Here is a 22,465-nt window from a genome sequence, read left to right as displayed (position 1 = left end):
CGATGAACCGGGAGTCTCCTCGCACGTCATAGTGAGCGAACAATCCGCACGTAGCCGTGGAGGAGCTTGTCGATGATCGTTCTCGGACTCAGCGGTCTCCCGAATTCGCAGCGGAGACTGCGCGAGACCACGCCGGACATCGACCCACTCGACGCGCGGATCACCCAGGGACTCGACAGCGCGGCGGCGATCATCGTCGACGGCGAGCTGGTCGCGGCCGCGTCCGAGGAGCGGTTCGACGGTGACAAGGGCACCGGGGCGCTGCCGCGCCAGGCCATCGCGTGGTGCCTGGCCGAGGCCGGCGTCGGCGCGGACGACGTCGACGTCGTCGCCCACGGGTTCGACTACGACCGGCACCGCCGGGCGTTCGTGCTCGCCCGGCAGTACTTCGACGAGGTCCTGAGCTCGCAGACCGTGCGCGACGCGCTGACCGAGGCGGGCTGGCCGCAGCTCGCGGCGAAGCTGACGCCCGTCGAGCACCACCGCGCCCACGCCCTCTCGGCCGTCGTGCCCAGCGGCTTCGACCGCGGCCTCGCGGTCGTCTCGGACGGCATGGGGGAGGTCGATTCGTTGTCGATCTTCCGCTTCGTCGGGACGGAACTGGAGAAGCTGCACACCCAGCCGATCGCCTCGTCGCTGGGGATTCTGTATTCGATCGGGACCCGCTTTCTCGGTTTCCAGTTCAACAACGACGAGTACAAGGTCATGGGGCTCGCGCCCTACGGCGACCCGTCGCGTTATCGCGAGGTCTTCCAGAAGCTCACGCGATTCGATCATGACAAGGGCTCGGTGGTGATCGACTGGCCGAGCGGGGCGCTCTCGGACGCCGAGCACGGCTACCCCCAGGCGCGGGCGCTGCTGGAGGAGCAGACCTTCACCCCCGCCGTCCCCGACGGGTCGATCCAGCGCGACGAGGCGGACTTCGCCGCGTCGATGCAGGAGTGCCTGACCGACCTGCTGGTCGACCTCGTCGGCCACTGGCTCGAGCGCTCCGGCGAGACGAACCTGGCGCTCGCGGGCGGGACGTTCCTCAACTGCAAGTCCAACCAGTCGATCGCGGACCTCCCCGGGCTGCAGCGGCTCTTCGTCCAGCCGGCCTCGGGCGACGACGGCACGTCGCTCGGCGCCGCGTACGCGGTGGCGGAGGACCTGAAGCCCGTCGCCACGCCGTTCGACCCGTACCTGGGCGCGCGGTACTCCGCCGACGACGTCCGGGCGGTCCTCGAGGCCCGCCCCGACCTGCGGTGGCGCGAGGTCGGGATGACCGACGAGTACCTCGACGCCGCCGCCGAGGACATCGCCGCCGACCGGATCATCGCCGTGTTCCACGGCCGGATGGAGTTCGGGCCGCGCGCGCTGGGCAACCGCTCGATCGTCGCCCGGCCCGACGGTGACCGGATCAAGGACCGGATCAACTCCGCGGTGAAGTTCCGCGAGGCGTTCCGGCCGTTCGCGCCGGCCGTCCACGTCGACGACCGGGACCGGCTCTTCGTCACCCGCGGCTTCGACCCGGACCACTACATGCTCTGCACCGCGCAGGTGCGCCCGGAGGCCAAGGCCGCGCTGTCGGGCATCGTCCACGAGGACGACTCGGCGCGGATCCAGACGGTGACGCCGGCGCTGAACGCCACCTTCGCCGCGCTGCTGGACAAGGTCCGGGACCGCACGGGCACCGGGTGCGTGGTGAACACGTCGTTCAACGTCAAGGGCCAGCCGCTGATCATGGACCCGGCGACGGCGGTCGACACGTTCGCCCGGATCGCCCTGGACCGTCTCTACATCGAGGGGTTCGTGGTGGAGGGGACGACCTCGTGACCTCCGGTGTCCAGATCTACTCCACCTGCCCGCAGTCGAAGGACGTGCCGGCGGCGGAGTACGCGCAGGCCGTGGCCGACGTGGCGCGCTGGAGCGAGGCCGCGGGCTGCACCGGGATGCTGGTCTACACCGACAACGGCATCGCCGACCCGTGGCTCGTCGCGCAGCACGCCCTCGCGGCGACCGAGCGGCTCGCCCCGCTGGTCGCCGTGCAGCCGGTGTACATGCACCCGTTCACCGCCGCGTCGATGGTGAGCTCGCTGGCCTACCTGCACGGCCGGTCGGTGCACCTGAACATGCTGGCGGGCGGGTTCCGCAACGACCTGCTCGCGCTCGGCGACCCGACCGAGCACGACGACCGCTACGCCCGCACCACCGAGTACACGCAGATCCTCATGGCGCTGCTGCGGGGCGAGACGGTCACCCACGAGGGCCGCTGGCACCAGGTGCACAACCTGCGCCTCGCGCCCGCGCTGCCTGCGGAGCTCATGCCGGAGGTGCTGATCTCCGGGTCGTCGCCGGCCGGCCGGGCCGCGGCCGAGACCCTCGGCGCCGTGCCGATCCGCTACCCCGAGCCGCTCGGCCGCGAGACCGGGGAGGCTCCCGAGGGCGGGGGCGTCCGGGTCGGCATCGTCGCGCGCGAGGACACCGCGGACGCGTGGAAGGTCGCCGAGGAGCGGTTCCCGACCGACCGCAAGGGCCAGATCGCGCACTCGATGGCGATGCGCGCCAGCGACTCGTCGTGGCACGCCCAGCTCTCCGCGGCCGCCCGCGGCCAGGAGGTCGTGGACGACGGCTCGGGCGAGCCGGACCCGTTCTGGCTCGGACCGTTCCAGAACTACCAGACGTTCTGCCCGTACCTGGTCGGCTCGTACGACCGGGTCGCCGAGGCCGTCGCGCACTACGCGGGCCAGGGCACGCGGGTCTTCGTGCTGGACATCCCGCCGTCGGCCGAGGAGCTCGACCACATCGGCGAGGTGTTCCGCCGGGCGGGGGTCGTGGCGCGATGACCCGCCTCGAGGACCTGCTCACCACCTCGGCGGAGCGCTCGCCCGGCTCGACCGCGCTGATCGGTCCGGACGGGGTCGAGCGGCTGACCTACGCCGAGCTCGACGCGACCACGAACCGGATCGCCCGCGCCCTCGTCGACCGGGGCGTGCGGCCCGGGGACCGCGTGGGCGTGCTCGCGGCCAAGACCCCGTGGACGATCGCGTCGCTGATCGGGACGCTCAAGGCCGGCGCGGTCTACGTGCCGGTGGACTCCGCGTCGCCCGCGACCCGCGTCGCGCGCATCATCCGCTCGGCCGAGCCGTCGGTGCTGCTCGCGGACGCGACGGCGACGAAGCTCGTCGACGGGCTCGTCGAGGAGGGGCTCTCGGACCTGACGGTCGGGTCGCTCGAGGCGCCGCTGGCGGGGGAGCGCTTCACGAGCGCGTTCGACCGGGCCGAGGTCGCCGCGCTGGAGCCGACCGCACCGGTCGTCGGGAAGGACCCGCTCGCGCACCTGCTCTTCACCTCGGGATCCACCGGGATCCCGAAGGGCGTGATGATCACGCACGACATGGTGTCGGCGTTCGTCGACTGGGCCCTCGGGCACTTCGGGACGAAGCCCGGCGACCGGATCTCCGGGCACCCGCCGCTGCACTTCGACCTGTCGACGTTCGACATCTACGCGACGCTCGCGGCCGGGGCGGAGCTGCACCTCGTGCCGGCGTCGTTGGGTCTGGACGCGCGGAAGACGGCGGCGTTCATCCGCGACCGCGAGCTGACGCAGTGGTTCTCGGTGCCCTCGGTGCTGACGTACCTGGCGCGGTTCGACGCGGTGGCGCAGGACGACTTCCCGGCGCTGGAGCGGCTGCTGTGGTGCGGCGAGGTGCTGCCGACGCCGATCCTCGCGCACTGGATGCGCAAGCTGCCGCGGGTGCGCTTCACGAACCTGTACGGGCCGACCGAGGCGACGATCGCGTCGTCCTACTACGACGTGCCCGAGGTGCCGGTCGACGAGTCGGTGCCGGTGCCGATCGGGGTGCCGTGCGCGGGCGAGTCGCTGATCGTGCTGGAGGACGGCAGGCCGGCTCCGACGGGGGAGATCGGCGAGCTGTACATCGGCGGGGTCGGGTTGTCGCCGGGTTACTGGCGCGACCAGGAGAAGACCGACGCCGCGTTCGTCACCGGCCCGGACGGCGAGCGGATCTACAAGACCGGCGACCTGGCCCGGGTCGACGCCGAGGGCGTGGTGCACTTCCTGGGCCGGACCGACTCGCAGATCAAGTCGCGCGGGTACCGGATCGAGCTGGGCGAGATCGAGACCGCGGTGAACACCGTGGCGGGGGTCAAGGAGTGCGCGGTGGTCGGCGTCGACCTCGGCGGCTTCGAGGGGACCACGATCTGCTGCGCCTACTCGGTCGCCGCGGGTGCCGAGCTGGCGGTGAACGACATGCGTCGGGCCGTGGCCGCGCTGGTGCCGCGCTACATGGTGCCGGCGAAGTGGCTCGTCCTCGACGAGCTGCCCAAGAACGTGAACGGGAAGATCGACCGGCCGGTGCTGCGTGAGCGCTTCCGGCCCACGGAAGGCGCGTGATGACCACGGACACCCTCGAGACACTGCGCGCCCAGGTGGCCGAGGTCGTCAGCGACCGCGCCGGGATCGACGTGCCCTCCGTCGAGGAGGACCTGCTCGAGGCCGGGCTCATCGACTCGCTCGCGCTGGTCACCCTGATCGTGGCGCTCGAGGAGAACTTCGGCGTCCAGCTCCCGCTGGACGACTTCGACATCGAGCGGTTCCGCTCGGTGGCGTCGATGGCCGACTTCCTGGCCGAGATGGGGGCTACGCCCATGTGAGCACTTTCCGTGGCTCCAGCCACGGAAAGTGCTCACATGAGCTACGCGTCCAGCAGACGCGCCAGGGCCGCCGGGGCCTCCGACGGGTCGGCCATCGTCTCCACCCGCGCCCCGACCGCGGCCGCCAGCGCCTCGGCGTCCGACGAGTCGTCGGCCGGGGCGAGGATCAGCAGCTCGTCCAGGGACGCGGCGAGGGGCACCGGGTCCTGGTCGTCGGTCGCCCGGCAGTCCGACAGCAGCACGGTGACCCGCCGCGAGGAGCGGGCCGCCACGAGCTGGTCGGCCGCCGCCCGCATCGCGGCCGACAGTCCGGTCACCCCGTGGCCGCGCAGGGCCAGGAGCTGGTCGACGAGCGTCTCCGGCGGCGTCGGCTGGTGCAGCCCGCGCTGCACCGTGGCCTGCCGCTCGAAGGACACGACGGCGAACTCCTCGGGCGCCCGCCACGAGCACGCGGCGGCGGTGAGCGCCGCGGCCGCGAGCCGGCCGCCCGTCATCGACCCGGAGGTGTCGACGAGCAGGCACAGCGCGATGCCGGGCTGCGCCCAGTCGATCGCGTGCAGGTCCTCGAGGTGGGGCGGCAGGTTCGCCGCCCGCGCCTCGACGAGCGCCTCCATCGACGCGTCCACGTCGATGTCGCCACCCCGGTCGGCCGGGCGGAGCCGGAGCTTCGAGGAGCCCCGGGAGCGCGACGGCCCGACCTTCGAGCGTTCCAGCAGGATCGTGCCCGCCAGCCGGCGTGCCTTCTCCCGCAGCGTCTCGTCGGTCGCCTTCGTCATGTCGACGACGAGTTCCATCGCCGCCCCGGGGTCCTCCCGCATCAGCGCGTCGAAGGCCTCCTGGTCGATCTCCCCGACCTGCGGCGAGACCGACTCGAAGTCCTCGTGCCGACGGGCGAGGTCCGACCGCGACGACTTCGGCGCCGCCTTCTGCCGGGACGGCTTGTCTACTCCGCTGCCCGCGCCGGGCGGGCTCTGGCTCCCCCCGACGCATCATCGTCCCCGGAGGACTCGGGGTCGGACTCCGACGGCTCCCGGCCGAAGACCGCCTCGTAGAGCTCGCGGATGATCTCCTCCGGCGTGCGCCGGGCGGACTCGATGACCTTGATGCGCCCGGACAGCGCGACGGTGGCGGCGTCGAGCCCGACCCGCCAGTCGTCGACCGCCCGGTCGCGGGCCGCGGCCAGCGACACCGTGACCCGGGCGAGGTCGATGGCGCCACGGACCGACGAGCCGGTGCGCAGGTCCTTGTGGTCCCGGGTCCGGCGGACCAGGTCGACCGCCTTCTCGCGCCAGCCGTCCGGGGTCACCGGGGCCCGGCCGGACACGATCTGCGTCTCGTCCGCCGCGGACTGGTAGCCCATGGCGATCCGGCAGGTGCGGTCGTGCAGGGCCGCGGAGATCCGGGCGGTGCCGACCGCGTCGTACGGGTTCATCGCCGCGACCATGCGGAAGCCGGGTTCCGCGGCGATGCGCCCGAGCCGGGGGACGTGCAGTTCGCCCTCGCTCATCACCGTGATGAGGACGTTGAGGGTCTCCTCGGGGACGCGGTTGAGCTCCTCGATGTAGAGGAGCCCGCCCTCGCGCAGCGCCGAGACCAACGGTCCGTCGACGAAGATCTCCTCGACGTAGCCGTCGGCCAGCACACGGGCCGGGTCGAAGTGCCCGACCAGCCGTGCCGGCGTCAGCTCGGCGTTCCCCTCGACGAAGTGGAAGCCGATGCTGCGGGAGTGCGCGACCCCGCGCAGCAGGGTCGACTTCCCGGTGCCCGGCGGGCCCTCGAGGACGACATGGGTACCGCCGTCGAGCGCGGCCTGGAGAAGCTCGGTCTCCCGGCCGCGTCCGACGGTGGCGACGGTGTCCGCCAACGTGCTCGTACTCCGTTCCTGGGGGTCGGTGCCCTCAGTGCTCGTGGATGAGGACGCCGCGGACGTTGTCGCCGTTCAGCAGGGCGTCGTAACCCTCGTTGACCTGCTCCAGGGTGTAGGTCTTCGTGATCAGCTCGTCGAGCTTGATGTCCCCGCTCTGGTACATGCCCAGGATCTTGGGGATGTCCGTGGTCGGGTTGCAGTCGCCGAAGAGCGTGCCCTTCACCGTCTTCTTGAACAGCGTCATGATCGAGCCCGGCAGCTGGACGTTCGTCTCGGTCAGCTTGTTCAGGCCGGTGAGGACGACGGTGCCGCCCTTGCCGATGGCGTCGAACGCGCCGGTGACGATCTCCTGGGTGACCAGGCCCGCCGTCACGACGGCCTTGTCGGCGCCGTTGCCGTTGGTCATCTGGCGGGCGAGGTCGGCGGCCTCCTCGATCGAGCCGACGGCGTGCGTGGCGCCGAGCTCCATGGCCTTCTCCCGCTTGTTCTCCAGCGGGTCGACGGCGATGAGGTTCTTCGCACCCGCGAAGCGCGCGCCCTGGACGGCGTTGATGCCGATGCCACCGACGCCGGAGACGATCACGGTCTCACCGGGCTGCACGTCGGCCGCGTAGACCGCCGAGCCCCAGCCGGTGGGGACGCCGCAGCCGACCAGGACGGCCTTGTCCAGGGGCAGCTCGTCGTCGACCTTGACCACCGAGGTCTGGCTGATCGTCCCGTACTGGCTGAACGTGCCGATCATGCACATCGCGCCGTAGTTCTTCTCCGGGCCGGGGCCGGTGAAGGGGAAGCGGCCGCTGGGGAGCTCGCCCGAGAGGATGTTCGCGCCCATGTCGCAGATGGCCTGCTGACCGGTCGCGCACCAGCGGCAGACGCCGCAGTTCGGGATGAAGGAGCAGACCACGTGGTCGCCGGGCTTGACGCGCGTGACGCCCGGACCGACCTCCTCGATGATGCCCGCGCCCTCGTGGCCCAGGACCATCGGCAGCCGGGCCTCGAGGTCGCCGTGCGCGATGTGGACGTCCGAGTGGCAGAGACCGGCGTAGGTGTACCGGATGAGGACCTCGCCCTCCTCGGGCCCCGCGAGGTCGAGCTCGACGACCTCGATCGGCTTGCCGGTCTCGTAGACCACCGCGGCCTTGGTCTTCATGTACGTCCTCCTCGACGTGACTGCGAAACCATGTCGCTCGCGACATGTGACGGGGGCGACTCTCACAGATCCCAGGGCACCTCGCCAGTCCCGACACCGCCTTCGGCGAGCGTCATACTCGTGTCACACGTCGAGGACACGGATGTCATCTCCGTGTCACACTCCGGCCGTGATCGACTCGGGCAGCACCGCCTGGATGCTGGCGTCGACCGGCCTGGTCATGCTCATGACGCCGGGGCTCGCGCTCTTCTACGGCGGCATGGTCCGGACGAAGGCCGTCCTGAACATGATGATGACGACGTTCGTCTGTCTCGGGGTCGTCGGCATCCTCTGGGTGGCCTTCGGGTGGTCCCTCGCGTTCGGCTCCGACTCCTTCGGCGGGCTCGTCGGCGGCTTCTCCGACGCGGGGATGCGCCACCTGGACACGGCCGTGCTCGGCACCGGGTCGAGCGCGGTGCCCACCGGCGTGTTCGCCATGTTCCAGCTGATGTTCGCGATCATCACGGTCGCGCTGCTCGCGGGCGCCGTCGCGGAGCGGGTCCGGTTCTGGCCGTGGACGCTGTTCGTGGTCGTGTGGGTCACGCTGGTCTACATCCCCGAGGCGCACTGGGTGTTCGCCATCGACGGCGCCGTCGCCCCGGACGCGGTCGGCGGCTGGATCGCGAACCGGCTGCACGCGCTGGACTTCGCGGGCGGTACCGCCGTCGAGATCAACTCGGGCGCCTCGGCGCTCGCGCTCGCCCTCGTCGTCGGGAAGCGGCGGGGGTGGCCGCGGGACCCGGTCCGGCCGCACAACCTGCCGTTCGTGCTCCTCGGCGCCGGGCTGCTGTGGTTCGGCTGGTTCGGGTTCAACGCCGGCTCCGCGCTCGGGGCCACGGCCACGGCGGGTACGGCGCTCGTCGCGACGATGCTCGCCGGCTCGGCCGCCGTGCTGTCCTGGCTCGTGGTCGAGCAGATCCGGGACGGGAAGCCCACGTCGCTGGGCGCGGCGTCCGGCGCCGTCGCGGGCCTCGTCGGGATCACCCCCGCGTGCGCGTACGTCGAGCCGCTCGGAGCGGTGGCGATCGGGCTGGCCGCGGGCGCGATCTGCGCCTGCGCGGTACGGCTGAAGTTCCGCTACGGGTTCGACGACTCGCTGGACGTCGTCGCGGTGCACGGCGTCGGCGGCCTCGTCGGGATGCTCCTGCTCGGCGTGCTCGCCTCGACGGCGACCAACCCGGCCGGGGCCGACGGGCTCCTCTACGGCGGCGGGTTCGGCCAGCTCGGGAAGCAGGCCGTGGCGGTCGTCGCCGTGCTCGCCTACTCGTTCGTGGTCACGGCCCTCATCGCGTGGGCCGTCTCACGCACGGTCGGCCTGCGGGTCGACCGCGACGTCGAGGTCGAGGGCGTCGACGAGGCCGAGCACGCCGAGAGCGGCTACGACTTCTCCCCGCTCGCCGTCGGTGCGAGCAACCGGCGGGTCGGCGAGTCCTTCCTGGCAGGGCGGCGGCCGGAGGGCTGATCCACCCCGCCGTCACCCGCGCGAAATCTGCCGATCGCCGCGGAAACTTGATCCGTTCCAGTTTGGCTGGCACTCTCGGGGCCGTGTCCACGCCGACCGGGTACGAGCGCCAGGTGCGCGAGGCCGGTCTGCGCGTGACCCGTCCGCGCGTCGCGGTCCTCGCCGCGGTGCACGATCACCCGCACCTCGACACGGAGGAGATCATCGGTCTCGTCCGGGCCGACCTCGGGGCGGTGTCCCACCAGGCCGTGTACGACGTCCTGCGGGCACTGACCACGGCGGGGCTGCTGCGTCGCATCGAGCCCGAGGGCTCGTCGGCGCGGTACGAGACGCGGGTCGGGGACAACCATCACCACGTCGTGTGCCGGTCCTGCGGAGTCATCGCCGACGTCGACTGCGCCGTCGGGGCCGCTCCGTGCCTCACCCCGTCGCAGGACCACGGCTTCGTCATCGACGAGGCCGAGGTCGTCTTCTGGGGGATCTGCCCGGACTGCCGCAGCACCGCACACGTCACCACCACCTCTCAACCCTTCGGAGGGAACAGTCGTGTCTGAGCACGTCACCCGAGAGACGGACATGAACACGGAGGACGCGGGCGGCTGCCCCGTCCACGCCGGCCGGTTGGCGCACCCGACCGAGGGTGGCGGGAACGTCGACTGGTGGCCCAACCAGCTGAACCTGCGCATCCTGCGCAGCCACACCCAGGCCTCCAACCCGATGGACCCGGACTTCGACTACGCGAAGGAGTTCGCGACCGTCGACCTCGACGCCCTGGCCAAGGACGTCGACGAGTGCCTGACGACGAGCCAGGACTGGTGGCCGGCCGACTTCGGCACCTACTCGGGCTTCATGATCCGCATGGCGTGGCACTCGGCGGGCACCTACCGCCTGGCCGACGGCCGCGGTGGCGCCGGCATGGGCATGCAGCGCTTCGCGCCGCTGAACAGCTGGCCGGACAACGGCAACCTGGACAAGGCCCGTCGCCTGCTCTGGCCGGTCAAGCAGAAGTGGGGCCGCAAGCTCTCCTGGGCCGACCTGATGATCTTCGCGGGCAACCGTGCCCTCGAGATCGCCGGCTTCACCACCTTCGGCTTCGCGGGCGGGCGCCCCGACGTCTTCGAGCCCGACAACGAGACCTACTGGGGCCCGGAGAACTACTGGCTCGGCGGCGACCAGCGCTACACCGGCGACCGCCAGCTCGAGCAGCCGCTCGGCGCCTCGCAGATGGGCCTGATCTACGTCAACCCGGAGGGCCCGGACGGCAACCCCGACCCGCTGGCCGCCGCGCGCGACATCCGCGAGACCTTCGGCCGGATGGCGATGAACGACGAGGAGACCGTCGCCCTCATCGCCGGTGGCCACACCCTCGGCAAGACCCACGGTGCGGCCGACCCGGACCAGTACGTCGGCCCGGAGCCCGAGGGCGCCCCGATCGAGCAGGGCGGCCTGGGCTGGAAGCAGGAGTTCGGCAAGGGCAAGGGCCGCGACACGATCACCTCCGGCCTCGAGGTCACCTGGACCTCCACGCCGTCGAAGTGGAGCCACGGCTACTTCCAGAACCTCTTCGAGTACGAGTGGGAGCTGTTCAAGTCCCCGGCCGGGGCCTGGCAGTACCGCCCCGTGAACAACGGCGGCGCCAACACGGTGCCGGACCCGGAGACCGGTGAGCTGACCCGTCAGCCCACGATGCTGGTCACCGACATCTCGCTGAAGGTCGACCCGATCTACGGCGAGATCTCGAAGCGCTTCCTCGACAACCCCGAGGAGTTCAAGGACGCGTTCGCGCGGGCCTGGTTCAAGCTGACCCACCGCGACATGGGCCCGATCGACCGCTACGTCGGTGCGTGGACCCCGCAGGAGACGCTGATCTGGCAGGACCCGGTGCCCGAGCACGAGGGCCCGCTCCTCACCCACGAGGAGGCCGAGGAGCTGGAGAAGCAGGTCCTCGCGTCCGGCCTCACGGTCTCGCAGCTGGTCAAGGCGGCCTGGGCGTCGGCCTCGACCTTCCGCATCGGCGACAAGCGCGGCGGTGCCAACGGCGCCCGCGTGCGCCTCGACCCGCAGATCGACTGGGAGGTCAACGACCCGCAGGAGCTGCGCCGCACGCTGCAGACGCTCGAGGGCATCGCGCAGGCCAACGGGAAGGTCTCGCTCGCCGACCTGATCGTCCTCGCCGGTGGCGCGGCGATCGAGAAGGCCGCGTCCGACGCCGGGTTCTCGATCGAGGTGCCGTTCACCCCGGGGCGCACCGACGCCTCGCAGGAGTGGACCGACACCGAGTCGTTCACCTACCTCGAGCCGAAGGCCGACGGCTTCCGCAACTACCTCGGCAAGGGCCACCGGCTGCCCGCCGAGTACCTGCTGGTCGACCGGGCGAACCTGCTCAACCTCACCGCGCCCGAGATGACCGTGCTGGTCGGCGGCCTGCGCGTGCTCGGCGCCAACTCCGGCGACTCGTCGCACGGCGTGTTCACCGAGCGGGTCGGGCAGCTGACCAACGACTTCTTCACCACGCTGCTCGGCCCCGAGCTGACCTGGTCGAAGTCGGGCAGCGACGAGGGCGTGTACGAGGCCCGCGGCGCCGACGGCGAGGTGCGCTACACCGGCACCCGCAACGACCTCGTGTTCAGCTCGAACTCCGAGCTGCGTGCCGTCTCGGAGATCTACGCCGAGAACGGGGCCGAGGAGAAGTTCGTCCGCGACTTCGTGAAGGCGTGGGTCAAGGTCATGAACCTGGACCGCTACGACGTGAAGTGAGCTTCGCTCCTGTGAGTACTGATCCGTGCCCTGGCACGGATCAGTACTCACAGGCCGGAGGCACCTAGGACACGGTGACGGTGTCCCCGAGCGAGATCGTGCCGCCGCGCACCACCCGGGCGTAGGCACCCGCGCACGGCAGCACCCCGAAGCCCTCGACCTCCACGCGGTTCTCCTTCATCAGCGGCGTGATGGCCTTCGGGGCGCGGGGCAGGTCGCCGTGCTCCAGGGTCGGGACCGAGCACCGGGGCGTCGGCAGCACGATCCGCAGCACGACCTCGCCCACCTGCACCTCCCGGCCCACCCAGTCGTTCTCGGCGAACGGCTCGCCGTCGGAGGCGATGACCAGGTTCGGGCGGTAGCGCAGGGCCTCCATCCCGAGGTGCTCGAGGGTGGCCGTGGTGACCAGGTGCACCGGGGAGTGGTCGACGAACGTGTCGCCCTCGCTGCCCTGGCTGATCTCCAGCGTCGGCGCCTCGAGGTCGGCGTCCACGCCCTGCGCGAGGACCTCCTCCGGGTCGGGCCGCTCCACCGACGACCCCGACGGGCGCGCGGCCGACACCTCGACCGCGCGTCCGAGGTCCGCGCTGAGGACGTCGACGAGTCGCGGGTCCTCGGCGTCGATCGTCTCGCCGTCCGGGGTCGTCACCACGACGCGGTCGTCGTGCACCGCCGCCGTGTACTGCAGCAGGCGTCGCCAGTGGCGGGGCTGCTTGGCGGTGGCGACGTAGCCCGTCGTCGGGTCGATCAGGGCCCGCCACCGGTCGCTCTCCAGGCCGGTGGCCCCGACGACCGCCCGCTCGACCTGCTGGCCGAGCATGGACTTCACGGGATAGCGGGTCAGGGTCGCGACCTGCACGTCATCTCTCCTCGGGTCGGGGGTCCAGGGCACGCTTCACGTCGACGACGGGGGTGCCGTCGACCGCCTCGAGCGCGTCGATATGGATTCTCGTCGGCCCGTCGGTTCCCAGCACCCGCACGGTGTGCAGGCCCAGCGGATTGGGCCGGGCGGGGGAGCGGGTGCTGAACACGCCGGTCGGCGGCCGGGCGGGATCGCCACGCGGGTGCACGACGAGCACGTCGCGGTCGGCCTCGTGCAGCCAGGTGATCACGACGAGCTCGTCCCCGGCGGCGACGTCGGCGGCGGCCTCGGCGACCGCCTCGTCCAGCACGAGCCACGCGTCGGGCGCGCCCTCGTCGGCCTGCTTCGGGGCGTCGGCGCGGTCGGTCAGGGACGACGAGACGTGGCCGATCGGGCGGACCTCGAACCCGGTCACCGGACGGCGCTCCCGACGATCGAGTCGACGACGGCCGCGACCTGTGCCGGCAGGTCCACGGCGGGCAGGTGCCCCGGCCGGGCCACGACGACGTGGCGGCCCGGACCGTCGGCGATCCCCGCCAGCCGCGGCGGGCCGGCGTCGAACGCGTCGCTCACCACCAGGACGTCGAGCTCGTGCACGGTGCCGTCGACCATCTCCACGCCCGCCGGGCCGACGCGGGCGAGGTCGGAGAGCGCGGCGAGGGCAACGTGGTCGCGGGCGAAGGCCTCGAGGTAGCCGTCGTCGAGCGTCACCGCCCCGGGCGGCCCGTCGGGCAGGAGGCGCGGATCGTCGGTGCGGGCCCGCATGGCGGCGCGGTCGGCGATCACGGGCTCGGCCGGCGTCGGGTCGGCGAACCGGGCCCGGTAGTCGTCGCGCTCCTGCCAGCCGTAGACCGGGTTGTCCCGGCGGACGACGTCGACCGCCCCGTCGCCCAGGACCAGCAGGGACGCCACGCGGTCGACGATCCACGGCACCAGCTGCACGGTGGCCGGGATCGTCCCGACGACGCCGACCCGGCGCCCGGCCAGGTCGTGGCCGTCCTCGGGCCAGGCGGCGGTCCGCACGACGAGGCCTCCGAACGCGGCGGTGTCCACGGCCGGTTCCACCGGGTGTCGCCCGGGGCAGACGACGAGCTCGCGGGCCCGCACGGGACCGCCGGGCGCGGTCTCCAGCCGCCACCGGTCGTCGTCGGGAACGGCGGACAGGACCTGCGTCCGCAGCGAGAGCGAACGACGCAGGTCGAGCCGGTCGGCGACGAAGCGGAACCAGCGCTGCACCTCGTAGCCCGCGGGGTAGCGCTCGCTCCAGCCCCAGTCGCGGTAGAGCCCCTCGTCGACGCGGTACTGGTAGTGCTCGCCCGGGGTGTCCAGGTGCGCGCCCGGGTAGGCGTGCCACCACCAGGTGCCGCCGACGTTCCCGGCCGCGTCGAAGGCGTGCACCCGCAGCCCCTGCTCGCGCAGCAGGTGCAGGGCGAGCAGCCCGGAGAAGCCGGCGCCGACGACGGCCACGTCGAGGTCCATCATCGGATTCTGATGGACGGCATCCCGCTCACGACACTGAACGACGGCAGGTCGATCCCGCGGTTCGGGCTCGGCGTCTACCACGTCCCGCCGGACCGGACCGCCCGCGTGGTCGCGACGGCCCTGGAGCTGGGCTACCGGCACGTCGACACCGCGCAGGGCTACGGCAACGAGGCGCAGGTCGGGGAGGGCCTCCGCGCCTCCGGCGTGTCGCGCGAGGACGTCTGGATCACGACGAAGCTCGACGACGGCCGCCACGGCGACCCGCGCGCGGCCCTCGCGGAGAGCCTCGAGCGGCTGGGCACCGACCACGTCGACCTGTTCCTGATCCACCGGCCCGGCGACCGGGACGTGGACACCTGGCGGGCGTTGCTCGACCTCCGCGACGACGGGGCCGCACGCTCGGTCGGGGTCTCGAACTTCTCCCGCCGCGGGATCCGCGCGCTCGTCGACGCGACCGGCGTGGTGCCCGCGGTGCACCAGATCCGCGCCAACCCGCGGACGCCGCACCGCGCGATGCAGGCCTTCCACCGGCGGCACGGCATCGCGACCGAGGCGTGGGGCCCGCTGCGCGAGGGACGCCTGACGACGCACCCCACGGCCCGGCGGGTTGCCGCGCGGGTCGGAGCCACCCCGGCCCAGGTGCTGCTGCGCTGGCACCTGGACCGGGGGCTGATCGCGTTCCCGAAGAGCGCATCGCCCGAGCGGCTGGCCGAGAACATCGGCGTCGCTCGCGTGCGGCTGGCGCCGCGGGACCTGCGGGCGATCGACCGGATGCGCCGACGGCCGTGACCGTCCCCTAGGAGACGGTCACCGTCAGGTGCTCGTACCCCCGCAACCCGTTGTTGATCATCGGGGTGCGGTCGACGACCTCGAAGCGGCTCACCCGGTCGGCGAGCCGTTCGAGCAGCGTCGACATCTCCAGGCGCGCGAGGTGCATCCCGACGCACACGTGCTCCCCGCGCCCGAACGCGAGGTGGTCGGAGGGCTTGCGCGTGACGTCGAAGCGGTCGGGGTCGGGGTACTTGCGCTCGTCGCGGTTCGCCGAGCCGTAGAGCAGGGCGACGCGGCTGCCGGCTGGAAGGGCGACGCCGTCGATCTCGTGGTCGTCGGTGAGCACCCGGGTGAACTGGGGGACCGGCGTCTCGATCCGCAGCGCCTCGTTGATCGCGTGCGGGATGAGCGAGCGGTCCGCCCGGACCAGGTCCCACTGGTCGGGGTGGTCGGCGAACAGCGCGATCATGGACGCGATCCCGAGGATCGTCGTGTCGAGGCTCGGCGTGACGTAGTCGAGCATCATCACCGGGCACTTCTCGCGCGGCATCTCCCCGCGGTCGGCGGCCTCGTAGAGGTGCGCGGCCCAGCCGTTCGGGTCGATCCGGCCGGGGACCGCGTCGTTCGCGGCGAAGTCGAGGAACTCGCCGACCTTCGGGCCCGCGTCGAGGAAGCGCTGGTTGCGCGGGCCCTGGACGTCCCAGATCGCGGCCGCCCACTCGAGCATCTTCACGCGGTACTCCTCGCCGAGGCCGACGAGCGTGGACACCACGGCCATCGGCAGGTGCTCGGCGAGGTCGGTGACCGCGTCGAACCGGCCCGCGGAGACGACCCGATCGACGACCCGGTCGGCCTCCTCGTTGATCGTCGGGGTGATCTCGCGCATGCGGTCCGGACGCAGCGGCCGGCCGAGGACCGAGCGCATCATCGTGTGGTCCGGCGGGTCGGAGCACAGCGTGATGCCCTCGAGGTTGCGGTTGGTCTCCTCGTCCACGAACACCGACTTCGCGGAGGAGAACGTGCGCCAGTCCATGAGGGCGGCGCGCACGTCGGCGTAGCGGGGCAGCGCGTAGTGCCCGTGCCGGGCCATCTCGACGACGGGTCCGGCGTCCCGGAGCTCGCGGTAGATCGGGTACGGGTCGACCCGGGCGTCGTCGGCGAACAGGTCGACGTCGCTGACCGGGATGTCGCGAACAGCAGTCACGGCGCCATCGTGCTCAATCACCGTGACCCGGGACACCCCGCTGCCGCCGAGCGGAAACCGACGGATGTCCTTTCCTGGACGAACCCGGCACACTGGCAGCGATCCGGCGGCCGAGGAGCACCCATGAGCCAGGACACGCGCATCCAGCAGCACCCGGCCGAGCCCCTCGAACCGCCCACCGGGGCGGCCCGGTTCCGCGGCCTCGGGCCGGGCATCCTGGCCGCCGCCGCGGGCGTCGGCGCGGGCGACCTCGTCGCGACGATGATCGCCGGGGCCGAGTACGGCACCGCCCTGCTGTGGGCGGCGCTGCTCGGCACGGTGCTCAAGCTGGCCCTCGGCGAGGGGGTCGGGCGCTGGCACCTGGCGTCGGGATCGACTCTGCTCGACGGCTGGCGCCGCCTCGGCCGGTGGGCCACCGGGTTCTTCGCGGTCTACATCGTGATCTGGGGCTTCGTGTACGGCGCCACCGCGATGTCGGCGGTGGGCCTGCCGCTGAACGCCCTGTTCGGCGGACTGTCGGTGCGCTACTGGGCGATGATCGCCGGGGTCCTGGGCCTCGCCCTGGTGTGGGCGCAGCGCTACCAGGTCTTCGAGCGGTTCATCACCGTGCTCGTGGCGCTCAAGTTCGTCACGGTCGTGTCGGTCGCCGTGCTGGTCACCCCGAACCTCGGCGACCTGGCCTCGGGGCTCGTGCCGCGCCTGCCGGTGGGGTCGACGGTCTACGTCCTCGGCCTGATCGGCGGCGTCGGCGGCACCATCACGATGGCCGCCTACGGCTACTGGATGTTCGCGAAGGGCTGGAAGGGCACCGGCTGGCTGTCGATGATGCGGCTGGACAACGCCGTCGGGTACGTCATGACCGGCATCTTCGTGGTCGCGATGCTCATCGTCGGCTCCACGCTGCTGCTCGGGCAGGACCTCACCGAGTCCGACCGCGGCCTGCTCACGCTCGGCGAGGTGCTCGCCGCGGACTACGGCCAGTGGGCCCGCGTGCTGTTCCTGGTCGGCTTCCTCGCGGTGACCACCAGCTCGCTGCTCGGGGTGTGGAACGGCGTCAGCCTGCTCTTCGCCGACACCCTGCGGACCCTCCGGCTGCCGCACGGGAGGCGGGCCGAGGTCGCCGAGGCCTCGGTCACCGGCGAGGACGCCGATCCCGTCGCCTACTCCGCGGCGGCCGTGGAGCGCTCGTGGCCGTTCCGGGGCTACCTGATCTGGCTGACCGTGCCGCCCATGGCGCTGCTGTTCATCGACCGGCCGTTCGGGCTGACGCTGGTCTACGGCGTGCTCGGATCGGTGTTCATGCCGTTCCTCGCGATCACGCTGATGCTGCTGCTCAACTCGTCGCGGATCGCCCGGGACGGTCGGTCCGGCTGGCTGTCGAACACCCTGCTCGGGGCGTCGTCGCTGCTGTTCCTGACGCTGCTCGTCACCGACCTCGTGAACCGGCTGGGCTGATCCGGCTCCCGACTCCCAGTGGCAGCCAAGCGTCGTTGCTGTCATCCAGTGGCAGTAGAGCCACATCGTCGATCACGTTGCGCCGCCTGCGAGCGGCCCGGCGGAGGTTCGGCGCAACTTTCAACCAGCGTCGATCCGATCCCGTCGCGGGGCACGGACGTCCCGGTGTGAACGCTTTTCCCGAATCCGTCCCGGACCCGCTCGCGGCCCTGCCGGTGCTGCGGGAGGCCGGGGTGAGCGTCTACTGGGAGCAGCTCGAGGGACGCACGGCCTGGGTGGCCGACCCCGCGTCCCGCGAGGTGTGGCTCTCGCGGGCGATCCCGCCCTCGTCGCTGCTGCATTACTTCGTCCAGGCGTTGCAGGCGCTCGACGACGGGTCGGACGCGGAGCCCGGACCGACGATGGCCCTGGTGCACGCGGCCGACGAGGTCGAGCAGCCCTCGTCGGCGCGGGCGACCCTGCGGTCGGTCTAGAGCCCCTCGCCGAGGCCCGCGATCGCGCCGGAGCCGTGTCCGGCCGCGAGCAGGGGGTCGCGCACGTCGCGGTCGAGGTCGGGCAGGTACCCGGCGAGGACGTCGGCGGGCCCGTCGATCCGGATCTCCCCGGTGAGCGCCGGCAGGACGACGGTGCTCGCCCGCCCGAGGACCTCGCGGTGGTCACCGACCGCGAGCCGTACCGGGGCGCCGACGTTGGTGAGCACGACCGCCGTCGTGACCGGACGGTGCAGCGCCCCGGTCACCTGCCAGCGTTCGAGCGCGAAGTACGGCCCCGCGGTGAGCACCGTGCTCGTGGCGTCGTCGCCGACCTCGAGGTCGAGTCCGGGCCGGAACACCGGACGCGGCTCGGGGTCCCACTCGGCCAGCAGCGCCTCGATGTTCGCCCGCCACGTGTCCTCGTCGAGGGCCGCGCCGTCCTGCATCCGCCACGGCATGGCGTGCTGCTGGACGTCGGAGGTCTGCTCGATCTCGTAGACGAGGGTGTCGGGGCCGAAGCTGTGCAGCGTCCCGCCGGGCACGTAGATCGTCTGTCCCGCCCGCACCGGGAGCCGGCGCAGGACGGCGTCGAAGTCGCCCGCGATCAGGGCGGAGCGCAGCCGGTCGGCGTCGACCCCGTCGCGCGTGCCGCACAGCGCCGTCGCGCCGGGAGCCGCCTCGAGCACGTGCCAGGCCTCGGTCTTGCCGCGCGGGACGCCCTCCAGGCGGCGGGCGGTGGCGTCGTCGGGGTGCAGGTGGACGGGGAGGGTCCCGGCGGCGTCGATGAACTTGGTCAGCACCGGGTAGACGTCCTCGCGCCACCCGCGGCCCACCAGTTCCTCGGGACACGCCTCGACGAGTTCGCACAGCGGGCGTCCCGCCCACGGGCCGGACGTCACGGTCGACGCCATGCCGGCGACGTCGCTGACCTCCCAGGTCTCGGCCACCGGCCCGTCGGGCAGGCCGGTCCGGCCGAGCCGGTCGGCGATTGCGCGCCCGCCGAACACGTGCTGCGCCACCGGGGCGGTGACGTGCAGCGGCAGCCGGCCCGGACCCGTCGTCGGGAAGGGCATCACAGGATCGGCGTGCCGCCGGTGACCGCGATCCGGGCGCCGGAGACGTAGCTCGACTCGTCCGAGGCGAGCATGACGTAGACCGGGGCGAGCTCGGCGGGCTGACCGGGGCGTCCGAGCGGGGTCGAGGTGCCGAAGCCCTCGACGTCCTCGGGCTTCATCGTCGCCGGGATCAGCGGGGTCCAGATCGGGCCGGGCGCGACGCTGTTCGCGCGGATGCCCTTCGGCCCGTACTGCTGGGCGAGGGCGCCGGTGAAGTTGGCGATGCCGGCCTTCGTCGTGTCGTAGGCGATCAGCTGGGGCGGCGGCTGGTCGGAGTTGACCGACGTGGTGTTGATGATCGACGCGCCCGGACGCATGTGCGGCAGCGCCGCCTTGGTCACGTGGAACAGGCTCCCGAGGTTGGTGGCCATCGTGTGGTCCCACTCGTCGTCGGGGATGTCCTCCACGGTGTCGCGCACCATCTGGAACGCGGCGTTGTTGACCAGGACGTCGATCCGGCCGAGCTCGTCGACGGCCGTCGCGACGAGGTCGCGGCACGCCTGCGGGTCGGCCAGGTCGCCGGGGGCGAGGACCGCGCGACGCCCGGCGTCCTCCACCCACCGGGCGGTGGTCCGGGCGTCGTCCTCCTCGGCCGGGAGGTAGCCGATCACCACGTCGGCGCCCTCGCGGGCGAAGGCGATCGCCACGGCGCGGCCGATGCCGCTGTCGGCGCCGGTCACCACGGTCGCCTTGTCGACGAGCCGGCCGCTGCCGCGGTAGGTCTGCTCGCCGTGGTCGGCCGGCGGGTCGAGCAGCGACTCGTGGCCGGGGTGGTCCTGGCCCTGGGCGGGCGGGTTCGTCATGAGGGTCCTCGTTCTCGACGGCGGGTCGCGGCGGATTGCCGGGCCCACGTCGGGGCGAAACGGACGCTCAGGCGTGCTGCTCCTGCGAGCGCTTCGGCAGGAGGTGGGCGATCCCGACGATGAGCCCGCCGACCACGAGACCGATCACCGCCGAGCACAGGGTGTTCACCAGCCAGCCGAGGAAGCCGCCGCCGACGATCTCCTCGAGGTGGTGCACGAACGCGTAGGGCGGGTGGAACCCGAGTTCGTCGACGCCCACCAGCAGGATGTGCCCGCCGACCCAGAGCATCGCGACGATCCCGACGTTCGACAGCGTCGCCAGCACGATCGGCATGGCCTTCACCAGGCCCCGGCCGAGGCCGGCCACCCCGGCGTTCTCGCGCTTCGAGAGCGCGAGCCCGGCGTCATCCATCTTCACGATGAGCGCGACGACCCCGTAGACGAGCACGGTGATGACGACCGCGACGAAGGCGAGGATCACCGCCCGCGACACGAGCCCCTCCGAGGCGACCTCGTTCAGCGCGATCACCATGATCTCGGCGCTGAGGATGAAGTCGGTGCGCACCGCCGACGAGACGATCTTCTTCTCGTTCTCCTCGGGGGCGGCCGCGACGGCCTCGTTGCGGGACTCCGGGTGCTCCTCGTGCCCGGCGATCTTCTCCCACACCTTCTCGGCGCCCTCGTAGGAGAGGTAGAGCCCGCCGAGCATGAGGATCGGGGTGAGCGCCCACGGCGCGAACTGACTGAGCAGCAGGGCGACCGGCAGGATGATCAGGATCTTGTTGATCAGCGAGCCGCGCGCGATCCGTCCGATGATCGACAGCTCGCGCTTCGGCTCCAGGCCCTGCACGTAGCGCGGGGTCACCGCGGCGTCGTCGACGACCACGCCGGCCGCCTTCGCGCTCGCCCGCCCGGCCGCGCCGGCCACGTCGTCGAGCGAGGCGGTCGTGAGCTTCACCAGCGCCGCGACGTCGTCGAGCAGGGCGAACAGTCCGGCTGCCATGACGCGGAGTTTATGTCCTGATTCCCGGGTGGCCAGGGGCGCCTCGAGGGGTCGCGCGGAACGGATCCCTGTGGTGGAGTCCCGTGTGACCTGACACACGTGGAGGTGGGCATGGCGGGCTCGTGGCAGCCGGGTGACTCGGTGGCGGACCGGTGGTTGCTGGATCTGGAGGCGGGCCGGGTCTCGCTCGACGACACGGTGGCCGCGTTGTCGGCGCACGAGTGGCCGGACGCGACGCCGGCCAGTTCGAGCCTGGGCGACACGGACCCGTTCCCCGAGGGCGGCTGGGTGAAGACCATGGACGCCGCCCACGACGACGGGCGGATCACCGACGAGCAGTACAAGGCGATCTACGACGCCTGCCGGAAGCGCTGAGGGACCCGCGATGCCCGCGGTGGAGACGGTCCGTGGCCCGGTCGAGGTCGGCGACCTCGGGACGACGCTCATGCACGAGCACGTGTTCGTGCTGACGCCGGACATGATGCAGAACTACGGCGACGAGTACTGGGACGAGGAGGTCCGCGTCGCGGACGCCGTCACCAAGCTCCGGCGGCTCCGGGACCTCGGCGTGACGACGATCGTCGACCCCACGGTCGTCGGGCTGGGCCGCTACATCCCGCGGGTCGCGCGGATCAACGCGGAGGTCGACCTCAACATCGTCGTGGCCACGGGCCTCTACACCTTCGACGAGATCCCGCACTACCTGCACTACCGCGGGCCGGACACCCTGCTCGGCGGCGACGAGCCGATGGTGGAGATGTTCGTCAAAGACATCCGCGAGGGCATCGGCGGGACCGGGATCAAGGCGGCGTTCCTCAAGGGCGTCGTCGAGGAGCGGGGCCTCACTCCGGACCAGACGCGGGTGCAGCGCGCGATCGCCGCGACGCACGTCGAGACCGGAGTACCGATCACCGTGCACACCAACTCCGCGCACCAGACCGGGCGGCTCGCCCTGGACCTCTACGAGGCGCACGGCGTGGACCTCACCAAGGTCGTCATCGGGCATGCGGGCGACACGAACGACCTGGACTACCTGCGCGAGATCATGGACCGCGGCGCGACCATCGGCTGCGACCGCTTCGGGCTCGACCTGTTCAACCCGACCGAGCAGCGCGTGGCCACCATCGCCGCCCTCTGTCGCGAGGGGTACGCCGACCGGATCGTGCTGGCTCACGACGCCGCCTGCTACATGGACTTCTTCTCGGGGGAGGCCGCCCAGGCCGCCCTCGCCCAGGCAGCGCCGAACTGGCACTACGAGCACATCCACCACGACGTGCTGCCCGCGTTGCGGGAGCAGGGCGTCGACGACCAGCAGATCGCCACGATGCTCGTCGACAACCCGCGTCGCTACTTCGCGGCGCGGTGA

22 protein-coding genes are annotated in these 22,465 nt (G+C 72.1%); 12 read left to right on the top strand and 10 right to left on the bottom strand.

All coding sequences use genetic code 11. The annotated features are described in order from the left end of the window. Positions 1-72: 72 nt before the first annotated feature. The 4 genes from ACQPYX_RS24220 to ACQPYX_RS24205 are packed head-to-tail and all read left to right on the top strand — an operon-like array spanning position 73 to position 4,656. The gene (locus tag ACQPYX_RS24220) at positions 73-1,815 is read left to right on the top strand and encodes a carbamoyltransferase family protein (protein ID WP_433799809.1); all 1,743 of its coding nucleotides are present in this window, start codon (positions 73-75) and stop codon (positions 1,813-1,815) included. Next, the gene (locus ACQPYX_RS24215) at positions 1,812-2,825 is read left to right on the top strand and encodes an LLM class flavin-dependent oxidoreductase (RefSeq protein WP_433799808.1); all 1,014 of its coding nucleotides are present in this window, start codon (positions 1,812-1,814) and stop codon (positions 2,823-2,825) included. The genes ACQPYX_RS24220 and ACQPYX_RS24215 overlap by 4 nt, the downstream gene beginning before the upstream one ends. Then, the gene (locus tag ACQPYX_RS24210; RefSeq protein WP_433799807.1) at positions 2,822-4,396 is read left to right on the top strand and encodes an amino acid adenylation domain-containing protein; all 1,575 of its coding nucleotides are present in this window, start codon (positions 2,822-2,824) and stop codon (positions 4,394-4,396) included. The genes ACQPYX_RS24215 and ACQPYX_RS24210 overlap by 4 nt, the downstream gene beginning before the upstream one ends. After that, complete coding sequence (locus tag ACQPYX_RS24205; RefSeq protein WP_433799806.1) at positions 4,396-4,656, top strand: acyl carrier protein; 261 nt, start codon at positions 4,396-4,398, stop codon at positions 4,654-4,656. The genes ACQPYX_RS24210 and ACQPYX_RS24205 overlap by 1 nt, the downstream gene beginning before the upstream one ends. Positions 4,657-4,697: 41 nt before the next feature. Here the strand turns inward: ACQPYX_RS24205 and ACQPYX_RS24200 are convergent, their stop codons facing one another. The 3 genes from ACQPYX_RS24200 to ACQPYX_RS24190 all read right to left on the bottom strand — a co-directional run bounded on the left by ACQPYX_RS24200 (position 4,698) and on the right by ACQPYX_RS24190 (position 7,673). Further along, the gene (locus ACQPYX_RS24200) at positions 4,698-5,474 is read right to left on the bottom strand and encodes a VWA domain-containing protein (RefSeq protein WP_433799805.1); all 777 of its coding nucleotides are present in this window, start codon (positions 5,472-5,474) and stop codon (positions 4,698-4,700) included. A 125-nt stretch (positions 5,475-5,599) separates the two neighbouring features. After that, complete coding sequence (locus tag ACQPYX_RS24195) at positions 5,600-6,520, bottom strand: AAA family ATPase (RefSeq protein ID WP_433799804.1); 921 nt, start codon at positions 6,518-6,520, stop codon at positions 5,600-5,602. Between the two features lie 34 nt (positions 6,521-6,554). Beyond that, positions 6,555-7,673: an NDMA-dependent alcohol dehydrogenase gene (locus ACQPYX_RS24190; RefSeq protein WP_433799803.1), complete on the bottom strand. Its 1,119-nt coding sequence runs from the start codon at positions 7,671-7,673 to the stop codon at positions 6,555-6,557. Positions 7,674-7,842: 169 nt separating this feature from the next. On the opposite strand from ACQPYX_RS24190, the gene ACQPYX_RS24185 reads away from it, so the two are divergent. From ACQPYX_RS24185 to katG, 3 genes are all read left to right on the top strand, one after another. After that, positions 7,843-9,174, top strand: coding sequence for an ammonium transporter (locus ACQPYX_RS24185; RefSeq protein ID WP_433799802.1), 1,332 nt, complete (start codon positions 7,843-7,845; stop codon positions 9,172-9,174). Between the two features lie 83 nt (positions 9,175-9,257). Then, positions 9,258-9,728, top strand: a complete 471-nt coding sequence (locus tag ACQPYX_RS24180) for a Fur family transcriptional regulator (protein ID WP_433799801.1) — start codon at positions 9,258-9,260, stop codon at positions 9,726-9,728. Positions 9,729-9,750: 22 nt separating this feature from the next. Next, positions 9,751-11,931, top strand: a complete 2,181-nt coding sequence (gene katG, locus ACQPYX_RS24175) for a catalase/peroxidase HPI (protein WP_433799800.1) — start codon at positions 9,751-9,753, stop codon at positions 11,929-11,931. A 64-nt stretch (positions 11,932-11,995) separates the two neighbouring features. Here katG and ACQPYX_RS24170 read toward each other — a convergent pair whose 3' ends face one another. From ACQPYX_RS24170 to ACQPYX_RS24160, 3 genes are read right to left on the bottom strand one after another with little or no spacing between them, the layout of a single operon-like run. Next, complete coding sequence (locus tag ACQPYX_RS24170) at positions 11,996-12,790, bottom strand: MOSC domain-containing protein (protein WP_433799799.1); 795 nt, start codon at positions 12,788-12,790, stop codon at positions 11,996-11,998. A 1-nt stretch (position 12,791) separates the two neighbouring features. Beyond that, positions 12,792-13,208, bottom strand: a complete 417-nt coding sequence (gene tsaA / locus ACQPYX_RS24165; RefSeq protein WP_433799798.1) for a tRNA (N6-threonylcarbamoyladenosine(37)-N6)-methyltransferase TrmO — start codon at positions 13,206-13,208, stop codon at positions 12,792-12,794. Beyond that, positions 13,205-14,272, bottom strand: a complete 1,068-nt coding sequence (locus ACQPYX_RS24160) for a flavin-containing monooxygenase (protein WP_433799797.1) — start codon at positions 14,270-14,272, stop codon at positions 13,205-13,207. Before ACQPYX_RS24160 ends, tsaA begins: the two co-directional genes overlap by 4 nt. A gap of 12 nt (positions 14,273-14,284) precedes the next feature. Between ACQPYX_RS24160 and ACQPYX_RS24155 the strand changes: the two genes are divergently transcribed. Next, positions 14,285-15,064 carry an aldo/keto reductase gene (locus tag ACQPYX_RS24155; RefSeq protein WP_433799795.1) on the top strand — a complete coding sequence of 260 codons (780 nt, stop codon included), beginning with the start codon at positions 14,285-14,287 and terminating at the stop codon, positions 15,062-15,064. A 7-nt stretch (positions 15,065-15,071) separates the two neighbouring features. Here ACQPYX_RS24155 and ACQPYX_RS24150 read toward each other — a convergent pair whose 3' ends face one another. Then, a complete protein-coding gene (locus tag ACQPYX_RS24150) occupies positions 15,072-16,250 on the bottom strand; it encodes a cytochrome P450 (protein WP_433799794.1) in 1,179 nt (392 codons plus the stop codon). A 123-nt stretch (positions 16,251-16,373) separates the two neighbouring features. On the opposite strand from ACQPYX_RS24150, the gene ACQPYX_RS24145 reads away from it, so the two are divergent. Next, positions 16,374-17,705, top strand: a complete 1,332-nt coding sequence (locus tag ACQPYX_RS24145; protein WP_433799792.1) for an Nramp family divalent metal transporter — start codon at positions 16,374-16,376, stop codon at positions 17,703-17,705. 167 nt (positions 17,706-17,872) lie between these two features. Beyond that, positions 17,873-18,178, top strand: a complete 306-nt coding sequence (locus ACQPYX_RS24140) for a hypothetical protein (RefSeq protein ID WP_433799790.1) — start codon at positions 17,873-17,875, stop codon at positions 18,176-18,178. Here the strand turns inward: ACQPYX_RS24140 and ACQPYX_RS24135 are convergent. The 3 genes from ACQPYX_RS24135 to ACQPYX_RS24125 all read right to left on the bottom strand — a co-directional run bounded on the left by ACQPYX_RS24135 (position 18,175) and on the right by ACQPYX_RS24125 (position 21,099). After that, a complete protein-coding gene (locus ACQPYX_RS24135) occupies positions 18,175-19,251 on the bottom strand; it encodes a class I mannose-6-phosphate isomerase (protein ID WP_433799789.1) in 1,077 nt (358 codons plus the stop codon). The two genes, ACQPYX_RS24140 and ACQPYX_RS24135, sit on opposite strands and share 4 nt — an antisense overlap. After that, positions 19,251-20,096, bottom strand: a complete 846-nt coding sequence (locus ACQPYX_RS24130; RefSeq protein ID WP_433799788.1) for an SDR family oxidoreductase — start codon at positions 20,094-20,096, stop codon at positions 19,251-19,253. The genes ACQPYX_RS24135 and ACQPYX_RS24130 overlap by 1 nt, the downstream gene beginning before the upstream one ends. 67 nt (positions 20,097-20,163) lie before the next feature. Beyond that, on the bottom strand, positions 20,164-21,099 hold the full coding sequence (locus ACQPYX_RS24125; RefSeq protein WP_433799787.1) for a DUF808 domain-containing protein: 936 nt from the start codon (positions 21,097-21,099) through the stop codon (positions 20,164-20,166). Between the two features lie 111 nt (positions 21,100-21,210). Here ACQPYX_RS24125 and ACQPYX_RS24120 point away from each other — a divergent pair, with 111 nt between their 5' ends. Together ACQPYX_RS24120 and ACQPYX_RS24115 are read left to right on the top strand one after the other, a co-directional pair. Then, a complete protein-coding gene (locus ACQPYX_RS24120) occupies positions 21,211-21,474 on the top strand; it encodes a hypothetical protein (protein WP_179794674.1) in 264 nt (87 codons plus the stop codon). A 10-nt stretch (positions 21,475-21,484) separates the two neighbouring features. Beyond that, positions 21,485-22,465, top strand: coding sequence for a phosphotriesterase family protein (locus ACQPYX_RS24115; RefSeq protein WP_433799786.1), 981 nt, complete (start codon positions 21,485-21,487; stop codon positions 22,463-22,465).

It is taken from the genome of Actinomycetospora sp. CA-084318 (genome assembly GCF_050955885.1).
GTDB lineage: Bacteria > Actinomycetota > Actinomycetes > Mycobacteriales > Pseudonocardiaceae > Actinomycetospora.
This window is presented reverse-complemented; position numbering and strand designations above follow the sequence as displayed.